The organism is Roseivirga sp., from assembly GCF_049099775.1.
Lineage (GTDB): Bacteria > Bacteroidota > Bacteroidia > Cytophagales > Cyclobacteriaceae > Roseivirga.
Genome location: NZ_JAGDZM010000007.1, coordinates 323,971 through 346,774 on the forward strand (window position 1 = coordinate 323,971; position 22,804 = coordinate 346,774).

Annotated in this window: 19 protein-coding genes and 1 tRNA gene; 11 read left to right on the forward strand and 9 right to left on the reverse strand. The window is 40.1% G+C overall.

The features are described from left to right. The 3 genes from JXQ92_RS12495 to JXQ92_RS12505 all read right to left on the reverse strand — a co-directional run bounded on the left by JXQ92_RS12495 (window position 1) and on the right by JXQ92_RS12505 (window position 4,430). Complete coding sequence (locus JXQ92_RS12495) at window positions 1-2,355, reverse strand: PSD1 and planctomycete cytochrome C domain-containing protein (RefSeq protein ID WP_421986955.1); 2,355 nt, start codon at window positions 2,353-2,355, stop codon at window positions 1-3. A 168-nt stretch (window positions 2,356-2,523) separates the two neighbouring features. After that, on the reverse strand, window positions 2,524-3,429 hold the full coding sequence (locus JXQ92_RS12500) for a GIN domain-containing protein (RefSeq protein ID WP_421986956.1): 906 nt from the start codon (window positions 3,427-3,429) through the stop codon (window positions 2,524-2,526). 134 nt (window positions 3,430-3,563) lie between these two features. Next, entirely contained in the window at window positions 3,564-4,430 is an 867-nt protein-coding gene (locus JXQ92_RS12505; protein ID WP_421986957.1) for a lysophospholipid acyltransferase family protein, read from the reverse strand. A gap of 167 nt (window positions 4,431-4,597) precedes the next feature. Between JXQ92_RS12505 and dnaK the strand changes: the two genes are divergently transcribed. The 3 genes from dnaK to JXQ92_RS12520 all read left to right on the forward strand — a co-directional run bounded on the left by dnaK (window position 4,598) and on the right by JXQ92_RS12520 (window position 7,727). Next, window positions 4,598-6,529, forward strand: a complete 1,932-nt coding sequence (gene dnaK, locus JXQ92_RS12510) for a molecular chaperone DnaK (RefSeq protein ID WP_421986958.1) — start codon at window positions 4,598-4,600, stop codon at window positions 6,527-6,529. A gap of 98 nt (window positions 6,530-6,627) precedes the next feature. Next, window positions 6,628-7,176: a TetR/AcrR family transcriptional regulator gene (locus JXQ92_RS12515; RefSeq protein WP_421986959.1), complete on the forward strand. Its 549-nt coding sequence runs from the start codon at window positions 6,628-6,630 to the stop codon at window positions 7,174-7,176. Between the two features lie 47 nt (window positions 7,177-7,223). Next, the gene (locus tag JXQ92_RS12520; protein WP_421986960.1) at window positions 7,224-7,727 is read left to right on the forward strand and encodes an acyl-CoA thioesterase; all 504 of its coding nucleotides are present in this window, start codon (window positions 7,224-7,226) and stop codon (window positions 7,725-7,727) included. Between the two features lie 82 nt (window positions 7,728-7,809). On the opposite strand, the gene JXQ92_RS12525 is transcribed toward JXQ92_RS12520, so the two are convergent. The 3 genes from JXQ92_RS12525 to JXQ92_RS12535 are packed head-to-tail and all read right to left on the reverse strand — an operon-like array spanning window position 7,810 to window position 9,740. Then, window positions 7,810-8,403: a hypothetical protein gene (locus JXQ92_RS12525; RefSeq protein ID WP_421986961.1), complete on the reverse strand. Its 594-nt coding sequence runs from the start codon at window positions 8,401-8,403 to the stop codon at window positions 7,810-7,812. A gap of 57 nt (window positions 8,404-8,460) precedes the next feature. Then, window positions 8,461-9,072: a hypothetical protein gene (locus JXQ92_RS12530; protein WP_421986962.1), complete on the reverse strand. Its 612-nt coding sequence runs from the start codon at window positions 9,070-9,072 to the stop codon at window positions 8,461-8,463. A gap of 5 nt (window positions 9,073-9,077) precedes the next feature. Then, window positions 9,078-9,740, reverse strand: coding sequence for a CAP domain-containing protein (locus JXQ92_RS12535; protein ID WP_421986963.1), 663 nt, complete (start codon window positions 9,738-9,740; stop codon window positions 9,078-9,080). Between the two features lie 93 nt (window positions 9,741-9,833). Here JXQ92_RS12535 and JXQ92_RS12540 point away from each other — a divergent pair, with 93 nt between their 5' ends. Then, the gene (locus tag JXQ92_RS12540) at window positions 9,834-10,307 is read left to right on the forward strand and encodes a C40 family peptidase (protein WP_421986964.1); all 474 of its coding nucleotides are present in this window, start codon (window positions 9,834-9,836) and stop codon (window positions 10,305-10,307) included. A 65-nt stretch (window positions 10,308-10,372) separates the two neighbouring features. Then, a tRNA-Ala gene (locus JXQ92_RS12545) sits at window positions 10,373-10,446 on the forward strand. Between the two features lie 47 nt (window positions 10,447-10,493). Here JXQ92_RS12545 and JXQ92_RS12550 read toward each other — a convergent pair. The 3 genes from JXQ92_RS12550 to JXQ92_RS12560 all read right to left on the reverse strand — a co-directional run bounded on the left by JXQ92_RS12550 (window position 10,494) and on the right by JXQ92_RS12560 (window position 15,726). Then, the gene (locus JXQ92_RS12550; protein ID WP_421986965.1) at window positions 10,494-11,348 is read right to left on the reverse strand and encodes a hypothetical protein; all 855 of its coding nucleotides are present in this window, start codon (window positions 11,346-11,348) and stop codon (window positions 10,494-10,496) included. Window positions 11,349-11,447: 99 nt separating this feature from the next. After that, window positions 11,448-13,070, reverse strand: a complete 1,623-nt coding sequence (gene pafA, locus JXQ92_RS12555; RefSeq protein ID WP_421986966.1) for an alkaline phosphatase PafA — start codon at window positions 13,068-13,070, stop codon at window positions 11,448-11,450. 7 nt (window positions 13,071-13,077) lie between these two features. Then, window positions 13,078-15,726 (reverse strand): WG repeat-containing protein, encoded by a 2,649-nt coding sequence (locus tag JXQ92_RS12560; RefSeq protein ID WP_421986967.1) that lies wholly within the window; start codon window positions 15,724-15,726, stop codon window positions 13,078-13,080. A 237-nt stretch (window positions 15,727-15,963) separates the two neighbouring features. Between JXQ92_RS12560 and JXQ92_RS12565 the strand changes: the two genes are divergently transcribed. The 6 genes from JXQ92_RS12565 (at window position 15,964) to JXQ92_RS12590 (ending at window position 22,709) form a co-directional block, all read left to right on the forward strand. Beyond that, the gene (locus JXQ92_RS12565; RefSeq protein WP_421986968.1) at window positions 15,964-18,405 is read left to right on the forward strand and encodes a TonB-dependent receptor; all 2,442 of its coding nucleotides are present in this window, start codon (window positions 15,964-15,966) and stop codon (window positions 18,403-18,405) included. A gap of 6 nt (window positions 18,406-18,411) precedes the next feature. Continuing rightward, window positions 18,412-19,512, forward strand: a complete 1,101-nt coding sequence (locus JXQ92_RS12570; RefSeq protein ID WP_421986969.1) for a DUF4249 family protein — start codon at window positions 18,412-18,414, stop codon at window positions 19,510-19,512. Window positions 19,513-19,521: 9 nt separating this feature from the next. After that, entirely contained in the window at window positions 19,522-20,661 is a 1,140-nt protein-coding gene (locus tag JXQ92_RS12575) for a DUF4249 family protein (protein ID WP_421986970.1), read from the forward strand. Between the two features lie 10 nt (window positions 20,662-20,671). After that, window positions 20,672-21,811: a DUF4249 family protein gene (locus tag JXQ92_RS12580; protein ID WP_421986971.1), complete on the forward strand. Its 1,140-nt coding sequence runs from the start codon at window positions 20,672-20,674 to the stop codon at window positions 21,809-21,811. After that, on the forward strand, window positions 21,812-22,135 hold the full coding sequence (locus JXQ92_RS12585; protein ID WP_421986972.1) for a hypothetical protein: 324 nt from the start codon (window positions 21,812-21,814) through the stop codon (window positions 22,133-22,135). It abuts the gene before it with no gap. Window positions 22,136-22,217: 82 nt separating this feature from the next. Beyond that, on the forward strand, window positions 22,218-22,709 hold the full coding sequence (locus JXQ92_RS12590; protein WP_421986973.1) for a DUF4920 domain-containing protein: 492 nt from the start codon (window positions 22,218-22,220) through the stop codon (window positions 22,707-22,709). Window positions 22,710-22,804: the final 95 nt, after the last annotated feature.

The window sequence follows — 22,804 nt, forward strand, 5'->3', positions numbered from 1 at the left end:
TTAAGTTTTAGATATAGCCTCGTCTAAATTGAAAATGGTGTTAATTACAGACATATATGCCGCTGCTTCGGCAGATTCTATTTCTTGTGGGTAATTACCCACGTTTAAATAAGCTTCAGTGTTTTCGGGGGATGCTTTAAATCGACTAAGTTCCTCTGTTAAAAACTCACTCAAAATCCTTTGTTCTTCATCAGATGGCGATCGGCCTAGAATTTTTTCAAAGACATAGTCTATGCGTTCTGTATTACTCTCTTTCTGGCCGATGGCATTGTAAGCCAAAACTCTCGAGGCTTCTAACACTTGAGGATCATTCATCATTACCAAGGCCTGAAGTGGGGTATTCGTTTTTTGACGGTCAACTTCACACAAATCTCGTGATGCCGCATCGAAAGTAATCATGGCAGGAGGTGGCACTGTTCGCTTCCAGAAAGTATAAAGACTCCGTCTGTACAAGGCATCACCATCATCAGGAATGTATTTCGTTAAGCCGACACCTGAAGTTGTTTCAGCCCAAAGGCCTTCGGGTTGATAGGGTTTTACACTAGGTCCACCGACTTCTTTATTCAATAAACCGCTTACTGCAAGTACATTGTCTCGAATCATTTCAAACGACATTCTGTAGCGTGGTCCGCGCGTAAGCCATTTGTTTTCAGGGTCACTTTCAAGCAGTTCGGGTGTTACTTTAGAACTTTGCTGATAGGTGGCAGAAAGCAATATTTTCTTCTGAAGTGCCTGCATGTTCCAGTCCGACTTCATGAATTCATAGGCCAAATAATCTAACAATTCTGGATGAGAAGGTAGGCTGCCTTGGTTGCCGAAATCTGCAGGTGTATTGACTAAACCGGTACCAAAAAAGGCTTGCCAAACTCTATTGACAGTAACACGAGCAGTAAGTGGGTTCTTTTCGTCGAAGAGCCATTTCGCTAAGCCCATTCTGTCTTTAGAAAGTTCATTGCCGAAAGCATTTACGGCTTCTGGCGTAGTTGGGTAAACACGCTCGCCCTGAGCGTCATATTGTCCTCTATTTAAAACGAAAGTTGGTCTGGGTTTTACCGAATCTTTCATCACCATTACACTCAGATCGTCGCCTTTAAAGTTTTTGGTGTTCACGAATTTCAGTACACCTTTCAAATCTTTATCAGTGATTTTGATTTTTGGCGCTGGTATTTCGCCATAATCAATTCTGCCTTTTTCCGGAATGGAGTTAAAGAAAGAATAAACACTGAAAAACTCTTTTTGCGAAATGGGGTCGTATTTGTGATCGTGGCATTTGGCACATTCTAGTGTAAGCCCCATGAAAGCTTTACCAAAGGTGTTCACGCGATCAGTAACATATTCTACTCGATATTCTTCTTGAATTACCCCGCCTTCCTGGGTTATTTTATGATTTCTATTGAAAGCGGTTGCTAGTATTTGCTCTTTTGAAGGGTTTGGTAACAAGTCACCAGCAAGTTGCCACGTTACAAAAGTCTTATACGACATGTTTTCATTAAAAGCCTTGATTACCCAATCTCTCCACGGCCACATAATGCGCTCAAGGTCATCTTGGTATCCGTGTGTGTCCGAATAGCGCGCCAAGTCGAGCCACGCCGATGCCATGTGTTCTCCGTACGCTGGAGTGCCCATCAGTTGGTCCACGGCTTTTTCGAAGGCCTCCTCCGAATTGTCGGCCAAAAACGATCTTCGAAGATCGTCGCTTGGTGGTAGTCCGGTTAAGTCGAAGCTGGCTCGACGTAAAAGCCTTTCTTTCGATGCTTTTTTAGCAGGGGTGAAGCCTTTTTCTTCGAACTTTTGAGCTACCCAATGATCGACTTCATTCTGAGTCCAGTCATTACTATCAGGTAGGTCTTGAGCTACCACTGGAATAAAAGACCAATGCTTTTTCCATTTTGCTCCTTGTTCTACCCACTTCGCAAGAATTTCTTTTTCGGTTTCCGACAGTGCGAGGTTCGATGCCGGTGGTGGCATCATAAGGTCTGGGTCTTCGGATGTTATTCTTTTGATTACCTCAGATTGCGAAACATCTCCTGGTACGATACCAAAAACGTCTGTTCTATCTTTTAAGGCTGCATAAGCACCCTCTTCAGTGTCGAGTCTGAACCCAGAATCTCTTTTGTTAGCGTCCGGTCCATGGCAGGCAAAGCATCTATCAGAAAGGAGCGGTTTTACATGAATGTTGAAATCAACAACTTCTGGTATGTAGGCAGATTCAGTTAAAGCCTCGTCTTCAGAAATGTTTTTAGAATCGTTCTGCGCTTTCTTTTGACAAGATTTTAAAACTACAAGACTTGTAAAAAGAATTAAGGCAATGATTACATGCCTGAAGTCTAATTTTGATTTTGCGCTCTTTAACATATTCCTGAAATCTGAATTTAATTATTCAAACCCAGCTTTAGAAACAGTTCGCCTTTTTTAGGCCATTTCTATTGATGATTGGCGTCAGGTAGAATATGGAATGTAAAGGCATAAAAAAACCATTCACGCTCTTGGCAAATGGTTTTAAATAATGCGTATGACTTTTATCTAGTCTTTAAACAGTTTCACAACCTTTCCGGCATTGGCTTTAGTAATGGTAACGAGTAGCTTGTCTTTTCCAAGGGCATTTTCTTGATAAATTCTTGTTCCGACAGGTAGTGTTTCATTTTTCACCGCTTTCGGGCCGATAGGTGCGCCATATCCGAATGGTTTTTCAATAGGGCCTTGAAATTTGATGTTGCGTCTTCTCAAGGTGTTGTTTTTGAGTTTCACATCAACAAATTCTACTGCTACGCTTGCTTGTTTTTGAAACTGCTCGTATGATGTCACATTGAAATCAGCATTTGTCGATTTGGCATTTAGCTTCGGTGAACCTAAGTAGATTAACTGACCAAAGCTTTCTCCTTTATAATCAATCTCGTTTGCATTCAGCGTTATGCGTCCATTCCCGTTAATTGTGGCTTTGGCTTTATCGGCTTGTAGCTTACTGAGGTCGACCTTCCCCGAGTTAGTAGAAACCGTGATTTCTTTCAGTTTGCCTACCATTTGCAAAGTACCTACGTTCATTTGGGCATCGAAAGCGCCTTGATCAACATTGATTAATCTAATATGACCCCATGCCGTGTTTTTGAGTTTTTTAAGTCCTTGGGCTCCAAATATTACTTTGATATTTTCTGAAGGGGATATCCAATCTTTTTGATCAATGTATAGCGTATTGCCTTTTTGCTTAATGACCATATGATCGAATAGGTTATTATCTACACTAACGAATAGCTCATCTGAAACCGACATATCTATTTCAGCATCCACTGTTACATTGAAAACAATCTTTTCGATATTCTTCATATCGAATGCCCTCATTTCAGGTTGACCATTTCCCTTGACCTGAGCAATTGCAAATTGATTTGTAATGATTAGTAATAAAGCGGCGATGTATATCTTTAAGTTTTTCATGATTTTCTCGTTTGGCTAGTCAGTAGCCAAGGCTTGTGCCAATCATGTAACTAATTGATAATAAGATATTTACTGTTATCGCGCTTTTGTACTGTGTTTCTAAATGGAACAGATGCCTGTTTTGGAAAGAAACACTAAGCGTCTTCCGACTTCCTTTTTCGCTTCCATCGTTTATGAGACCAAAGCCAATATTGAGGGTCTTCTAGGATTTGTTTCTCTAATCGTTTGGTATGGGCTTCTGTAATTTCACCATGAGCATATTGACTAGGATCTTCGATAAGAACCTCCATTTTGAACTCGTAATGGCCCCGTTTTACTTTGGTAATTCCTCCAAAAATGACGGGTAGATTCTTTTCTTTTGCAAATTTCTCTACCCCAAACATTACAGCAGTTTCTTGATTCAAGAAGTTTGTCCAATATACTTTCTTAGCAATGCTCGGCGATTGATCAGCACCAAAAATGGTAATGGTCAGGTCTTTTGATTCTGCAAAGAATTCTTTCACTTCTTGGCGAGAAATCATTTTTAAACCGTACTTACCTCTGGATTTCAGTGCCTTATCATTCATGAATTTGTTCTTCATGCGATGATAAATAGCAACACTTTGGTGGTCTATATAATAGTCTAACCCTACGGCTAGCATTTCCCAGTTATTGTAATGACCTCCCACTAGAATAACACTTTGCCCTTTATCATGGAAGGGTTTTAGTATTTGAGGGTTCAAGGCTACAAATCGTTCATTTGCTTCTTTTTGACTGATGCTAAATATTTTGAAGCTTTCCAGCATGATATCGCAGAAATGGCGATAGAAATCATTCTGAAGTTGTTTTAACTCACTAGGAGATTTATCGGGGAAGGAGTTGGCTAAATTTTGCTTTACAACATCAACTCTATGTCTGATTATCTTATAACCGACAATATATAAGAGGTTAGAAATGCCATAGATCACTGGCCAAGGGAGTAGTGAAATGGGCTTAATGACTAAATAGTAGAAAAGTCGCAATGGTTATTCAATTATAAGCTGCAAATATAACATGTGTCAGACATGTTTTACTCACCAGCGCTCATTTCTGCCAATGTGTCACCAAATGTCAGCGAAAACCAATTGGCACAACCATTGATAAAAGGAGGATGTTGAAAAGAATTTTGAAAGATATTTATTTATAGATCATGGGAAAAATTATTGGAATTGACTTAGGTACTACCAACTCGTGTGTAGCGGTAATGGAAGGTAACGAGCCAGTTGTAATTCCTAACAGTGAAGGAAAAAGAACGACACCATCAATTGTGGCGTTTTTGGACAACGGTAACGGTGAAAGAAAAGTTGGTGACCCTGCTAAAAGACAGGCCATAACCAACCCGCAAAACACTATCAGCTCAGTGAAACGTTTTATGGGCAAAAAGCACAGCAACGTTTCTGAAGAGTTAAGAGGTATTGCCTACGAAGTAGAAAAAGGTAATAACGACACCGTAAGGGTTAAAATCGGTGACAGAAATTATACGCCTCAGGAATTATCAGCAATGGTTCTTCAGAAAATGAAGTCTACGGCTGAGGATTATTTGGGTACGGAAGTAACGGAAGCTGTTGTAACAGTTCCAGCTTACTTTAACGATGCTGAAAGACAAGCGACTAAAGAGGCAGGACAAATTGCTGGCCTTGAAGTAAAAAGAATTATTAACGAGCCAACTGCTGCTGCTTTAGCATATGGCTTAGATAAAAAAGATACTGATCAGAAGATTGCGGTATATGATTTAGGTGGAGGTACGTTCGATATCTCAATACTTGAATTAGGAGACGGCGTTTTTGAAGTAAAATCTACTAATGGTGATGTTCACCTAGGTGGTGATGACTTCGACCAAGTGATAATTGACTGGTTAGCAGGTGAATTCAAAGCTGATGAAGGCATTGATTTAACAAAAGACCCAATGGCACTTCAGCGTTTGAAAGAAGCTGCAGAAAAAGCAAAGATTGAATTATCGTCTTCTGCTTCTACAGAAATTAACTTGCCTTATATCATGCCTGTTGACGGTGTGCCAAAGCACTTAGTTAGAACTCTTTCAAGAGCTAAGTTTGAATCATTGGCCGATAACTTGGTGAAAAGATCAATGGAGCCTGTGAAAAAGGCCATGAACGATGCTGGATACAGCACTTCTGACATTGATGAAGTAATCTTGGTTGGTGGTTCTACAAGAATCCCGATTATTCAGGAAGAAGTTGAGAAATTCTTTGGTAAGAAGCCGTCTAAAGGAGTAAATCCAGATGAGGTTGTAGCAATTGGCGCTGCTATCCAAGGTGGTGTTTTAACCGGTGAAGTGAAAGATGTATTGTTACTAGATGTAACGCCGCTTTCTCTTGGTATTGAAACAATGGGTGGTGTTTTTACGAAGCTTATTGAGTCTAACACTACAATTCCTGCTAAGAAATCTGAAGTATTCTCAACCGCTGCTGATAACCAGCCATCTGTAGAAATTCATGTATTACAAGGCGAGCGTCCTATGGCAAAGGATAACAGAACTATCGGTCGTTTCCATTTAAGTGATATTCCACCAGCACAAAGAGGCGTACCTCAAATTGAAGTAACCTTCGATATTGATGCTAACGGAATCATGAAAGTATCTGCTAAAGATAAAGGCACAGGAAAAGAGCAGAATATTAGAATTGAAGCCTCTTCTGGTTTAACTGATGCGGAAATTGATAAAATGAAGCAGGAAGCTGAAGCAAATGCTGAAGCGGATAAGAAGGAGAAAGAGAAAATCGACAAACTGAACGGTGCTGATTCACTGATCTTCCAAACTGAAAAGCAGTTGAAAGATTACGGTGACAAACTGTCTGATGAGAACAAGAAGCCAATCGAAGAAGCTTTAGCTAACTTAAAGACAGCGCACGGTAGCCAAGACGTTGATTCTATCGACACGGCCATGGAAGCCTTAAATAAAGCTTGGGAAGCTGCATCACAAGAGATGTATGCTGCACAGCAAGCTGCTGAAGGTGGAGCTGCTGGTCAACCAGGCTCAGATGCTGGAGCTGCAGGTGAAGATCCTACAGCAACAGAAGGTGGTGCGGATGACGTGTCAGACGTAGAGTACGAGGAGGTTAAATAAGAACCTCTCATTCATATAGATTAAAAAGCCTCAATATTTATTGAGGCTTTTTTCGTTATTACGCTAGACCATTCAGTCTATTTGTATATATTTGAAGTGTGAATACCCGAGAGAAACTTGTATCGACTACTTCTAAGCTTATTCGTAAGAAAGGATATTTCGGTACGGGGATAAATGAGATTCTTAAATCAATAGAAGTTCCGAAAGGAAGTCTCTATCATCACTTCCCACAAGGAAAGGATGAATTGATTCAGGCGGCTATTCTTTATGGCGGAGAAGCCATGATGCAGAAGTACGGAGAGGCCCTTCGCGGAAAAGAAGCTGAGGAAGGCTTAAGTGCTATGGTTGATGTAATGGTTAATGAGCTCAGAAACTCCGATTTTGAGGATGCATGCCCTATTGCAGCGGTTGCCTTGGCTTCTGGTGTAATTGACGAGAAGATCCGAAAGACCTGCGATCGGGTGTTTAAAGGCTGGCAAAGTAGCCTTTCAGGTTACCTCGAAAGAAGAGGGGTGACCAACGCACAAGAAAAAGCCAATGAACTCTATGCTATGTTCGAAGGTGGCTATGTCTTAAGTAAGGCACACAGAGACTTAAACTATCTGGAAATGCAGAAGAAGTTTATCAAGGTGATATTGGAAGCATAAAAAAATTTGAAGACAATTAGACCGACTGGTCTGTAAAATTTTGTACTATGAAGGAAATAACCAAAAGGCCATTCGGCTTAAGAACCATCAGGTTTCAGGATTGTGACCCTTACGGTCATCTTAACAATGCGAAATATTTGGATTACATGATCAATGTTCGAGAAGATCATTTGATTCATGAATATGATGTCAACGTATTCGCGATGGCTCAAAAAGAACAGCGTTCATGGCTCGTCGGACACAATGAGATTGCCTATTTAAAGCCCGCCAATGTAATGGAGGAAGTACGTATTGAAACGTCACTTATCGATTTTACAGAACGCTATGTAAAAGCCGAAATGGCCATGTTGGATAAAGACGCTACGCACGTAAAAGCGGTGCTATGGACAAAGTTCTATCATTTCGACTTCAAGCAGGGGCAAGGTATAGCGCATGACCCTAAGATGATCTCCTTATTCGAAAATATTAAAATAGATGTGGTGCAAGATAGCGTAGAGGCACGGGCAAGGTTCTTGGCAAAGAGTCTAAAAGGGCTCGCCGCAGTAAGATAATTCTCTACTTATTTATTCAATGAGTTGAGTTTGGCAAAAGGAAAGGCCTCGCATCCGAAACGTCGGGCGAGGCCTTCCTATATTATTTTGTGTTGCTTGCTGCCGCTTGATTTACTTTGGCAGGAATCGTTTTTTGGATAGCACTTTTGAAGCTGTCGTCATAGATGATAAACATCCATTCAGAATACTTTGGGTCTTCAATGGCCAATAAGAATTTTTCGCCCTTTACATTTACGAAGCTTTCAGATCGGTTATAATCAACGTTTTCTTTACCGAAACTGCTTTCAATTGCAGGGACTAACAACGCTGCAATCCCTTTTAAATCATCAGTATCTAGCGGCAAGGTCATGTCCATTGCGTATTTAATGAAAACGTATTTTACGTCGTCATCCGATGGCAAGAGCTTCTTTTCAGTAATGTTTAATTCATTGAAATTAAGCTTAATGCCAGCTTGCTCGAGCATATTGAAAATTTGAAACATTCCTTTTTTATCAGTATGCTCAAAAAGTGGCGGGTATATGTAATTGGCTACGTTAGAATACTTCCTAGCTTTAATTTGTTCGAGAAAGCTCTCCGTTCTTTTTTCTATCGCTTTATCATCTGATCCACTGAGTGATTGTCCGTTAAGCCCGACTGTTGTGAGTGCGATTACCAGCGTTAATATGATTCTTTTCATTGCTAAATTTTTCTATCTGTACACAAAAGACGTACCAAGTGCCATATTGTTTACGGCTTATGGTTTTATTCTTTTGGTAGCTTTTTCAATTACCTCTTTACTCAATAACGCAGAAATTACTTCTGGAATTTCATCGTTCCATTCCATAATGTACCACTCCGGACCATAGGCTTCTTCTTTTATCAGCACCATAAATTTTTCTCCAGAAACGTTGAACTGCTTATTCTCCTCGTCAAAACTAACGTTATCCTTGCCATAAGTATTTTTAAAGGATTCTTCCATCGATGCCATAGCATTTGGTTCAGCTAATTGACCAGAAAGGCCGATGCGCATTTTAGTAGTATAATTTACCAAGGCATACTGATCTTTTTCTGTTTCATGCAGTGCTTCAATGCGTTTGATTCCCATTTCGTCAACCAGCATGTGGAGTCCCATGGCCTCCATACCCTGTAAAGAGGCCAACATATCTTCCTTACTCGCCATTGTAAATAACTTCGGGTACGTATGTTTCAATACCCCTTCGTAATCATTATTTATAGTGCTTTTAATAAAAGCGGCTACTGTTTTGGTGATATCGGATTGGGTCTCTTTGGATAAGCGCTGTGCTGATACTGATGCGGTCATCAGAACAAGTGCGAGGAGTGTATAAAGGAATTTTTTGTTCATCATCGAATTTAGTTAGACGGGCCCTTATCTTTTGCTTTTTTGGTAACGACCTGTTTATAAAGTTGAAAATTTTGTGTGGCTAGCCAGAAGCCATTGCCTTGTCGGTAAACCGCTTTATTTTTTTGCCAAATACCATCGTAATAGTAAGTACCACAGCCGAGTTGAACGGCAGTTTCTGAATATAACGTTTTGCGGTGTGGCGGTGAATCTAACCAACCTTGCACTAAGTGATCGGCAAGGTCTAAATAAGTGCCAAATGTTCTTCCACCAACAGCTGATATGTTTTCGGCTATTGCTGGGTTTTTTACGCCTGCTAATCCGGCTCTTTTTTGCGGATCGCGCCTTTTTTTATCTTTTTTATTATAGTGATCGAAGAAGTCCTTCTTTGCCATACTGATAGAATGGTTATATGCCATTATTTCTAGGTTAGGTTGAAACTCTAACTCCTTCAGACCGCGCTCTAATCGCGCTTCATTAGTAACAAAGAATACTGCTGCGTTTAAAACTTTGTAATCGATCTTTTTTAGGTTGATAGACTTCTGAAATAACTTAAAATCCCTGAAATTTTCGTCTGTTAAAGTAGTATAATAACTGTCCTTCCATTTCCGCTGAGCAAGCGTAGAGGTATTTATGCCTAAGAGAAGTAACAGCAGGATAATAGGTTTTTTCATTCGGATAGCAAGATAAAGATTTGTTGATAGCTTCGCTCGATTAACAGTGATTTCATCAATTGTCTTATTTTTGATAAACCAAAGAGAAATACGTTGTCTACAGTTCAAAAACGAAGTATTGGTCTATTAGTGTTATGCACCTTGCTTTTTGTGGGCTGCGCAGGAAATACTTCACGAAGCAACAATATTAATAGAGTCATTCAAACGGCAAAATCCTATACAGGAACGCCTTATAAATGGGGCGGCACAACCCGAGTTGGTTTGGACTGTTCCGCTTTGATTTACCATTCCTACAGAAGTATTGGCATAGACATGCCCCGCGTTACCGCCGACCAATCGAAAAGAGGTGATAAAGTTCGATTGAAGCAATTGGCGGTAGGAGATCTTGTGTTTTTTGCGACTGGTGATAAGAAAAGAAAAGTAACCCATGCCGGAATTGTTACTTCCGTTTCAGGTAAAAATCAGGTGCGCTTTATTCATGCTTCTACCTCATTGGGTGTAATCGAAAGTAACCTCTATTCTCCATATTATTTGAAACGCTTTTTGAGCGGTCGACGAATCCTTTGATTTAATAAACGGCAATCCTATATTTGCCTGCCCTCTGAAAGAAGCTTCAGGGTAGATAAAGTAATGGGGGATTAGCTCAGCTGGCTAGAGCGCTACACTGGCAGTGTAGAGGTCACCGGTTCGACTCCGGTATTCTCCACAAAAAAAGCCTCGCATATGCGAGGCTTTTTTTATGCATTGATCTTTCTAATTCTCCTTACTCAAAGTATAATTTAGCTTGATGGTTTGATCGCTAAACATATCAACGCCGCTATTAGATTGGGCTTGATTAGCATTTGGTCTTCTACCGCCAGCTCCGCCACGGCCTCCTCCACCGCGACCGCCTCCGGCACCACCTCTACCACCACCGCCTCTCACGGCAGTTCCTCCGCCAGCACCTTGAGGTCTTTCAAGTCCGTTAACAGTAATATTGATATTCAAATCAGTATTGTAAACTTTGTCCCAGTTCGGGTCTAAACCATAAAGTGTTTTTAAGGAGATTTTTAATTCATAGCCAAAAGTTGGCGTTTCGGAAGTATCATCCATGCCAAGTGCCATTTCTACACCATCTAAATCTGACAGTAATAAATGGCCGTTGCTAGCACTAAACCCTTTGAGTTTTGCTTGATTTTTTGTCTTCAATTGTCTCTCCATGCGCTCTTTTAAAAGCTTTTCTCTGTCAATATCCTCATCGGTATTGCGCTGTCCTTGACCTTGGCCCTGTCCTCTAGCAGCACCTTGCGCTCTAACAGTTTCTAAAGGGAATTCTAGTTTGGCATTTACTTTTGGTTTGGTTTTAGCTTTAAAGCTGATTTCCATACCTGCTTGTAGCAGCTTATTAATCGCCAATCGATCGGCTGTTTGGAAAAGTATATAGAGGTTTTCTGTGTCGTTTCTTATGGCTGTACTGAACTTCGTTTTCTCATCTACTGAAATGAGTTCATTAGACCAATCGGAAGATAAACCATCTATGGAGGATGTTCCGGTAAAGTATGTTGTGTTTTGAGCATTTAGGTGATTGGCAAAAACTGCAATCACCATGAGTAAAAATATTCTTTTCATGGAATGGGGCATTAAGTGCCAGTTGGACAAACGGATTGTTTGGAGGTTTAATTGATGAACAATAACCTTATAATCAATTAGTGAAATTTCAGCTAGCAACTAGCGGATGGCTTCAATTATTGGTTGCCCTTTGGAACCATTTGGCAAGCGGATTTGCAACAGCATGCTTACTGTAGCTGCTATATCAGTGATGTGCATTTCCCGAACGGAAGTACCTTGTTTCACGCCCCATCCATAGAAGATTATTGGTACATGCGTATCTAAAGTCCATGCATTACCATGCCCTGTTCCTTTGTCTCTTCCTCTTTGCCAAGCTGGATCGAGAATGGTTTTAATGTCGCCGGATTCTTTTGGGTGAAACGATTCTTGCATTAAAGAACGAGTCTTTTCGGTGTAACTATTACGCGCCATATCAGTACTTGTAAGCGCCAAATGAATGCCCTCAAACTGCATGGCTTTGCGCGCCACAAACATTTGTAATTCATAGAGATCAACATTCTTTTCTGCCACAACATCATGATCTAAGAACAAGTCATAACCCATTGGGCCTTCAAACCATTCTGCCTCTCCGTACTTCTCATTAACGGCCGTATTCAAATATTTTGAATATTCACTTCCATTTAGGTTATCTACTCTAAATTTATCGTCTTTCATGCGTTTAGAGTTCTCAGCTACGGCGTGGTCCGCCGAAAGGAATACCACATAATTGCCTTTACCTACTTTGCTATCTAATGCATTTAAAAGTCTTTCTATTTCTTTATCCAATCTTATGTAAGTGTCTTGTACTTCTTTCGATTGTGGGCCAAAATTATGACCGATATAATCAGTGCTAGAAAAGCTTACGGCTAGAAAATCTGTGATAGCATCGGCACCTAAGCTTTCTGCATCGATGGCCGCTAATGCTAAATCATTCAGTATAGTATTTCCGAATGGTGTACTGGAAAGTAGACTGAAATTGCCATTCGTTTTTCTAAGTTCTTTTAAGTCGTATGGGAAAGTGGGGGTGTCTTTTCCTCTAAAACCTCCCTCATACGGAGAGTTATCAATACCGCTTTCAGTATACTCCGCTATGGGTTTAATGGTGTTCCAAGTTTGGTTCAGGTAATGGTTAGCTAGTTTTTGACTATTAAATTTGACCATCCAATCTGGCAATTCATCCATATAATAAGAGGATGTCATGAAAGTACCCGTTCTAGAATCATACCAGTAAGAACCATCTGAATAATGGCCACCAGGAAGAGCAGAACCTCTGTCTTTTATCGACATGGCAATAACTTTTCCCTGCTGCATGGTAGAAATCTTCAACTCATCAGTAATGGTAGAACTGTATAAATTCATTGGAGATATTTTCCCGTTTCTGGCTGAACCCCCTACCGCTACAACGGCAGTATCTTCCGCACAATAAACAGGTCTATTGAGTAATCGGCTATACCAAGTATTGCTTACTATACCATGCACTGAAGGTGTAGTCCCGGTGTATACTGAAGCATGTCCAGGGCCTGTACTGGTAGAAGCATAATTGTAATGCCCGTTTTTAGCCGCAAAACCATCGCGCATTAATCTCTTGAATCCATTTTCACCGAAATCGCTTTGAAAACGCCAGATATATTCTTGTTTCATCTGGTCGACCATAATGCCAACAACTAATTTTGGGTTATCGTTTTGTGCCTTTAAAGCTATTGTAAGCGTAAAAAGGCAAATCAATAAGATGGACTTCTTCATGACAGTATCATTTTGATGGGCAAGCTATTCTAAAATATTCGTCTTGCCGAAAGCTCTGTGTAAAAAGTTTGTTACCGTTTTTGTCAAAATAGAGAACAACATAAAAATTAGCTTCTGCTACAAGCTTCATGGCAAAATATATAGGGTTTTCTAAAGTCCCCAATACTTTTATTTCGGTATAGGTAGGCTCTACTAATTCCCCTTTGCTTAAACTATAAATGCCTTCCCCAGATGCCGTTTTAATCAAGAGTAATTTATCATCCACATTGATGTCGAGTTCTCTGTAGTTTGTAATTCCCTCCATAAGCGCTTCATCTAATCCAATGTGATAGATCAGCCACTCATTTTCTATCCTTGTGAGGGCAATTGTGTCTGATAAATACTTTACCTCATCAAACTCGAAAGTGGTGAGTTCTTTATTGTCTTTATTTATGAAGCCTTTGAATTTACCATCAGAAGCAACCAATACTGTGTCGGCATAAGGCTCTATCAATTTGTCGTAGAATGGAGCAATTTTAATTCCTTTTTCAGGATTGATTACACCAACTTTTCCTTTGTCTAATATGCTAACGTAGCCTTTGTTACTCGACCCTATGCCATCATAAATAAAATTTAGCAGGTACTTACCCGTACTATCGGCTAAAGCAGCATTACGTTTTTGCAGGCGGATCATATTGGGGCCTAAGGCTGTCACATCTTTGTAGGTGGACGATAGAATTTCTCGGCCTGTATTGTTGTAAATCTTACGGAAATCTTTCGCGCTAGAAAGCATAAAAAAGTCAGTGGTGGCTTTCTCTCCTGTTGAAATATATTCCTGTGGAATCAACAGTTTGGGAGTCCACGCGCGCTTCATAAGTATGCGTTTGCCTGTTTTAAACTGAGCCCACGACGAATCATTTCTGAAAAGCATCACCATGTTTTCACCCCAAAAAGCAAGCGAATCATAACCTTTTGAAGGTGCGATTTCTCCGAGCTGATCTAGCAGCAACCAAGAGCTGTCTTTTTCTAAGGCCAACCATTTGTCGTTTTCTTGGACACGATCATAGAAAGTGTCTTTATCTAAGCCTGCGTAACGCTTGTGAATTATGGAAACACCTTGTGAAGATTGAATCCGCCATCCGTAAGCACGGTCATAAATTTCGTGCTTTGCAAAAGGAATGAAAGTACTTAAATCGCTATTCAAGATACTTTCTTCTTCATTTCTCGTTACCCAATACTGACCATTTGGCAAAGCTTCGATTTCGTCGAATTGAGGTTGGAAACTGAACGGTTTTCCGTCTAAAATCGCGGCAATGTCATCAGGGTTTGCAAGTGCAATTCCGTTCTCTTTTTCTAGCCAGATATAATTGCCGAAAGTATCTATTTGGACATACTCATTACCTAGATATGGAATGCCAGCATAGCTTTCTAACCCGTACAAGCCTTTGGTTCGGGTTCTAATAAACCGATTGTCTAAAACAGAGATATCTTCCTTCGGCGTCTCAATGACTACTTCGCCAGATTTATGGATCAGTCGTTCACCATCAGCACTATGAATGTTCAAAAGGCCATACCCAAGGTCAGATACGTGGTCGAATGTGCCCTCATAAATCAAAGCCCCATTTCTTCCCCAAACTTGGCTTTGTTCGCCATTCGATCCATAAACAAAATCGACGGTTTGTGGTGCGCAAAGGCAATCTTCGCTTATCGTTTTAAAGTTTGTTTTCAGCTTCGTTTGTCCGCCGTCATCCATAAAGGAGATGGTGCCTTCTTCTAGTTTTGGAAGCCAAACGCCACTTTCTGAACTTATTGCGTTTTTTAGGGAATCAGTATTAAGGCCAAAGTCAAAGTCATTTAAGAAATAGCTGTCAGGATATTTTTCCTTATAAATGTGGTAAGCCCGATCGGATAGATTTTTGGAATAAGCTCTATTCGGATATTTCCTTAGAAAATCAGTTAGGGCATCTAGTGTATTAGAAGTTGTAGCAAAAGGAAAAATGCCACTTTCTACGGCTGCTCGATAAGGTGAGTTAGGAAAGTCTTCTAAATAAGAAACCAAGCTTTGGTAAGACCCATCGGCCGTACGTTCTTCATAAAGAAGTCTTAAATATCTGTTTCTGGCCTCGGTAAACTCTTCAGCAATAGGGTAGCCCGTTATAAATTGTTCATAGGCTTCCCAAGTATTGGTATTGGCTGCATTTTTAAAGGCGATGGTATTTCGCAAGCGAATAGCTTCTGGCCTTTCTTTCGCATCGTCGAATTTGGCTACAAAGGCATTGTAATCGTCGATAGTATGCAATGCCTGTATGTCTAAGAACTTCAGGCTGTCGATTTTGTCCTTCAGAAGTTCCAAATTCACAGAATCGACGGACAGACTCCCTAGTGAAGAAATGTCTTTTTCATCCGTTACGAGCGGCAGTTGTTGAATGGCCTTATTCGTATAAGCATATGCCGTATCTACATTAAAACCGGCAAAAGCTGTATCAATGTAAACCTTAGCATATAGCATATATGCACCGGGATTTAGCGTATCTTTTTCCAAAGACTTATCCAGCGCTTCTACTGTTTTTGCAATGTCCCCTTTATCATAGAGCCTAAAGGCCCGCTTAGGAACTTCTGTGTTCCATAAAGTAGCGAACATTGCAATGCCGTAAATGAGAAATAATTTCTTGCTCAACACCTATACGTTTGATTTTCAAAAGTAATAAACGTCAGTTCAAAAGTGGTATTATCATTGGCTTCTATGTCCCTTTATGTAATACATATCGTTTAAATGCCACAATCAAGACAAAAGAGCGACCGTTTATAGTTTATGAAATCGTTTGCATAGAGTAATTAACTAATTTTCTATGCATTAAAGACTACATTCAGATAAATGCACTTTTAATGTTGATTACCTAACAATAAACACCACATGCAAAAGGGAATAAAATGTTTGATCGTATTGATACTTACCTCCCTATCTATATGCTCGTATGCTCAAAAAAATAAAGAGGTTGTCATCGGCGACCCATCAAAAACTTCTACAGGAAGAGCCAGAGTTCAGGGTAAAATAACGGGGAAAGAAGACGGAGAAGGCCTTTTTGGTGCTACTGTAGCCGTAAAGGGGACAAATATCGGCGGAGTCTGCGACGAAAACGGTAACTACGAATTCGGAATTTCGCCCGGATCTTATGAATTCGTTTTCCAATTTGTAGGTAAAACAACACTCACTTATAAGGTGCAAATTATTGGTAGCGGTCGCCTAGATGTACAAATGATTGATGCTGCCGTAGATTTGGACGAAGTTTTAATCGAAGGGGAGGCGGAAGATCAAAATGTGCAAAGAATTAGTGCAGGAGTTAACCGATTAAATATTAGAGAAATTGAAAGTTTACCCGCCTTTATGGGTGAAGTAGATGTTGTGAAAAGTTTGGAATCATTGCCAGGCGTTTCTAGTGTTGGCGAAGGAGCAAGTGGATTCAATGTAAGGGGCGGTCGTACCGATCAAAACCTTATTCTTCAGGATGGTGCCATTCTTTTTAATGCCTCTCACGTGCTCGGTTTTTTCTCCACTTTCAATCCGGATGCTACTGAAACCTTTTCATTATATAAAGGAAATATGCCGGCGCAATTTGGCGGAAGAATTTCATCGGTTTTAGATGTAACCATGAAAGAGGGCAATAGCGAAAAGGTAAAAGTAAGGGGTGGGCTAGGGCTTGTTGCCAGTAGATTAGTGGTTGAAGGACCAATTAATGAAGGAAAAACAAGGTTCCTTGTTGCAGGGCGGTCTTCCTATTCCGATTGGGTGCTCGGCCAAGCAAGAAACTTCGATGTACAAAACAGTGCGGCAAGATTTCATGATGTCAATTTAAAATTGAGCCATCGCTTTGGTAGAAAAAATAAAGTGACTGCCAGTTATTATAGAAGTGGAGATTTCTTCCGTTTTGCGCAAGATTTTGGCTTCGAATGGGATACCGATATTCTCAACTTTAATTGGCAGAGTAGTCTTACTGATAATCTGATATCGTCTACACGCTTAGTAAAAGGAACTTATCAGAGTAAGTTATTTGATCCTTCTGGAATAGATGCTGCGGAAGTTGCTAATGGCATGGACTACTATCAGGCCAACCAGACTTTCTTTTATAACCCAAGTAATAAGCATAATATCAACTTCGGTTTTGATTTCGTTCGTTACGACGGCCTTGATGAAACAGCTAGGCCTATTGGTCCTGATTCTGGAATTCAAGCCGAAAGAGTATTTAAGGAGCAGGGCAATGAATATGGTTTCTTTGTAAACGATGAAGTAACTATTACAAAGGATTTAGCCCTATCAGTTGGACTCAGGTACTCCATGTTTGAGAATAGAGGTCCTTATGATGTGTTTCAATATGCCGATGGTGCCGATATTTTGCTTGAAAACATTACTGATACTATCTCATACGGCGAAGGCGATGTGATTGCCCGATATTCAGGGTTTGAACCAAGAATTGGCCTTCGCTTTAAAGTGGATGATGAAAGTTCTATTAAGGCCAGTCTAAACCGTACACGACAGTATATTCATACACTTTCAAATAGTACGGCCGCTACGCCAACCGATATCTTACAATTGAGTAATGGCTACATCAAACCACTAATTTCAAATAATGCCTCTATTGGGTATTTCAAAAATTTCAAAGACAACCTCTGGGAAACCAGTATTGAAGCCTACATCAGAGATATAGACAATCTTTTAGACTATAAAGATTTTGTTGATTTGCTCTTAAATAATCACCTAGAGACAGATTTATTGTCGGGTAAGGGCCGAGCGTATGGATTAGAATTATTTGTGAAGAAAACACGAGGACCAATGACGGGGTGGTTGTCCTATACGCTCTCAAGAACAGAAATTCAGATTGACGGAGAAGGTATAGATGATACGATCAACAATGGGGATTGGTACCCAGCCAATTTCGATAGAACACATAATTTCTCTTGGGTGTCTACAGTGCAGCTAAGAGGACAAAGCTCATTTAACTGGAATATAGTTTATAGCACAGGCAGACCAATAAACGGTATAGTTACTAATTATAGAATAGGCAGTACGGTGGTTCCACATTTCTCGGAAAGAAATGAATTCCGAATTCCGGATTATTTCAGACTTGATTTGAGTTTTACTTTCGGCCGAGATATTCTGAAAGCTGAGACAAGAAAAAAACTTGAGGGCAGAAACTATAGCGGTACTTTAACCATTGGTATTTATAATATTCTATCTCGGAAGAATGCTTTTTCGGTGTTCTTTAAAAGACCAGATGATCTGAGCTTGATACCGCGCGCTCACCGACTTACTGTACTAGGTGCAGCTTTCCCAAACATCACATACAATTTTAAGTTTTAATCAGTTATGAAGCGAATAGTACTATTGCTCTTACTTGTCTTTATAACCTTCAGTTGTGCTGAGGTAATTGACTTGAAAAATGAGCGTACCGGTGGCCAATTGGTGATTTTCGGAAGAATTACTAACGGAGGAGATGGCAATAGCGTGAACATTACTAGAACACAGGAAGAAGGGCTAGCGCCATTGAATGTAAGTGGTGCTACTGTTGTAGTGATTGACGAAAATGGAAATCGCGAACAGTATGTAGAATCGTCGCCTGGCGTATACGACTTAGGTCGCAATCTTGTGGTGGGAGAAGTTGGTGGTGTTTATCGCTTAGAAGTGGAGCTGGATGGTAAAACGTACACATCTTCTTTACAAGAAATGATGCCGGCTATTGCAAACGACGAACTTGACTATGAGCTTGATATTGCAGAGGAAATAACCCCCGCTGGTGTGCAAGTTAGTAGAGAAGTGATAAGAATTATCGCCAATAGTACGTTTGAAACCTTGCCGGAAGAGTTTTACTTGCGATGGAAAATGGAGGAGGTATATACGGTAACGGGAATGCTTTTGCCACTTCAAAATTTTCCAAGATATTCTCCCTTACAATGCTATGTCACTAATGAATTGAGTGCACAGGATATATTCCTAGTGGACGGTACTGAGGTGCGCAATGTTCAGTTATCGAATCGGGAAGTTGCCGCTCGCCAATTAGATTTCAGTTTTGATAAGAAGCACTACTTTAACATCATTCAATTCGGTTTAAATAAAGAGTCTCACCAATATTGGGAGAGACTACAGACCATAACCACTCGACAAGGTTCTATTTTCGATGTGGCACCTGCAGCAGTACCTGGTAATTTCACCAGTACAGATCCGGAAGAAGAGGTTTTTGGTTTCTTCGAGGCATCAAGTGCTGATACAACCCGATTACTGATTACCCAAAATGATATACCAGTATTTTTTCTTGACCCTTGTCAAGTTAATAGAGAGGATTTCATTAGAATACTCAGGGTTCCGTTTGAGTGCGTAAGCTGTATTATTGAAGAGAAAATTGTTGAGGCAGAATGTATCTATTGTAATTTAATACCGAACAGTAGTCTTCGTAGACCAAGTTATTTTTAATAAAGCACAATGAATAAAAAGGCACATTCTTTTCTTACCACCTTAAAGAAAGGAACTAGCCTTGTGTTATTGCCTCTACTTTTCCTAACGGCTTGTGCGGAGGTTATAGAACTGAACATTGAAGAAGCTGCCGATCGCATTGTTATTTATGGTAGAATCAGCAATAGTAACAATGCCAACGAGGTTACTATTGCTAGAACTCAAGGAGCAGAAAGAGCACAGTTACCGGTAAGTGGAGCTACCGTTCGTGTGATAGACAACAATGATGTGGCAAGGCTATTTGTCGAAACCGAACCCGGTTTATATGTGCTCCAAAATTCAGATGCTCCAGGCGAATTTGGCAACTCTTATCGTTTAGAAGCCGTCGTCGATCAACAAGTTTATTCAACAGCGTTTCAAGAGCTAATGCCAGTCATCGCTCAGGATGAATTACGCTATGAAATTGGCGTTCAAAGAGATATCACAGCTTCTGGTGCGTCGATCAGCAATGATGTGGTGAATATTTTTAGCGATTCTAGTTTACCAAACGATCTGCCTGAAAAGTTTTTTATCAGATGGGAAATAGAAGAGGCTTACAGTACATTAACCACAGTGCTACCAGTATTTTGGTTTCCCCGCGCACCACCGCAACAGCAATGTTACATCGTGAATAAGTTGGGAGGCGATAATATCTTTTTACTGGATGGAAGACAAATCAGAAATAGCCAACTGAACAACCGAAAGATCATTTCAAGAGTAATTGATAATAGCTTTCAGAATAAGCATTACTTCAATTTGATTCAATCCTCTATTAGTGAAGAAAATCATGACTACTGGGAAAAGGTAAAAACTTTAACCGTAGCCAATGGGTCAATCTTCGATTCAGTTGTTGGAGAATTGAATGGTAATATTTCAAGTGAAGATCCAACCGAAGAGGTGTTTGGTTTTTTTGAAGTGATAGGCATAGATACAACGAGACTGCTAATGACAAATAACGATATACCCGTTTTTTTCGTAGATCCATGTCTCTTTTTGGGTGATAAAGTACCACCGCTTTTAACAGTACCATTCGGCTGTGTTCAATGTCTTTTAGATGAAAAATTGATAGAGGAAGAATGTCTTTTTTGTTTCACAATATCTAATTCAACTAGTAGACCGAGCTATTTTTAAATGCTTACTAATGCCATATAATACGTCATACGTCCCAAACTATATCAAGCGCCAAGCGAGAATGGTTTTATTGTTGTTAGTATTGTTTACTGGGTGTACTGAAGTAATTGAATTAGATATTCAAGAAGTAGAGGATGGTCTTGTTATTTACGGTAGAATCAGCAATAGTAATAGCGCTAATGAGGTGATCATATCTAGAACACGCGGCCCGGAAACAGCACCAACGCCAATTTCTGGAGCAACAGTTCGTGTAATTGATAATAATGGTTTGGTAAGAATATTTCTTGAAAAAGAGCCGGGTGTTTATACAATGCAGCCTTCGGACTCTCCAGGCGATTTTGGCAATTCATATCGTTTAGAAGCCGATGTATCAGGTCGAATTTATCGTACAGACTTTCAAGAGTTGATGCCTATTATTGCGCAAGATGAATTGAGATACGAGATTGGTGTAGAACGTGATATAACATCTTCAGGAGCCAATATTGAAAACGATGTGGTCAGAATTTTTGGTGATTCTAAGCTACCCTCTGATTTACCCGAAGACTTTTTCATTCGTTGGGAAATTGAAGAAGTTTACTCTACGCTGACTGCCTTTTTACCAGTCTTCTGGTTTCCGGGAGCAGGAGGTAGAGGCCAATGCTATATCCAAAATAAACTAGGTGCCGACCAAATCTATTTACTAGATGGGCGAAACATCCGGAGAAGCGATTTAAACAATCGGCCAATAATCACTAGAAAAATAGATAACAGCTTTCAGAATAAACATTACTTCAATTTGATTCAGTCTTCTATTAGTGAAGAAAATCATGATTATTGGGAAAAAGTGCGTACACTGACAATCACAAATGGTTCGATATTCGATCCGATTGTAGGTAAGTTGCAAGGGAATATCAAGAGCTCCGATCCGGAGGAGGAAGTCTTTGGATTCTTTGAGGTAATCGGTATTGATACCACGCGCTTACTGATGACGAACAATGATATACCGGTCTTTTTTGTTGACCCATGTCTTTTTTTAGGAGATAAGGTCTTTCCACTCCTAACGGTACCTTTCGGATGCGTTCAATGTCTTTTAGATGAAAAATTAATTGAACCAGGTTGCTTAAGTTGCAGCGCAATTACAAATTCTACTTCTAGACCAAGTTATTTCTAAATGTCTACTATAAACCACAGAATAGGAGAACTTATTAAAGCATTTGGAGACTCCGAGAGTGGTTTCGCAAAGCGGATTCAAGTGTCTAGCTCAGTTATGTTCAACATAGTGAATAAGAAGGGTAGATTGAGCTATCCTAGTGGGCCGGTGCTAGAGAAAATATTAAGCTTAGAAAAAGAGCAAAAGCAGGTTTCTGCGGAATGGTTAATGAGAGGAACAGGCGAAATGTTTATGGCTGCTGATGGTATGCAGATAGCAAGTCCGGAAGCGGCCTTGGCTTATTTGGAAAAAACAATTTCAGACTTGAAAGGAAAAACAAAGTAGAAAACGTGTTCAGAAACTGATTAAAGTCATTAGTCTGACAAATAATTACTTGATATCTTTACGACTATAAAAGGAGAGAATTATGAAGAATGTATTATTTCTAGTGCTCGCAGCAGTTATGTTTTCTTGCGGAGCGACCAAAGAAGAAAATAAAGCCGAAGTAGTAGGTACTTATGGTGAAGAAATAAATGACGAGGGTATGATCACCGTGTCTGAAATGGAAGCGCAGTTAGCTAAATCTGACACCGTTTTTGTGAAAGTTAAAGGTGAAATTACGGCTACTTGCGCCATGAAAGGCTGCTGGATGAACCTTGTATTGGCCGATGGCGAAGAAATGAGGGTTACTTTTAAGGATTACGGATTTTTCGTACCCAAAGAAGGAATGGAAGGTAATGAAGCATTAATCGACGGTATGGTCACGAGAACTGTAACTGATGTGGAAACACTTAAGCATTATGCAAAGGATGCTGGTAAGTCAGAGGAAGTTATTGCAGCCATTACTGAAGACAAAGAAGAATTAGCCTTCGTAGCCAATGGCGTTATAATCTACAAGTCAGAAGTAGCACCAGAATAGCATAACATATCATTAATAATTTAAAGCCGTCATGTAGTCATGATGGCTTTTTTTATGTTGGGGGTGGGGTACTTAGCATGCAAGCGTATTCAAAA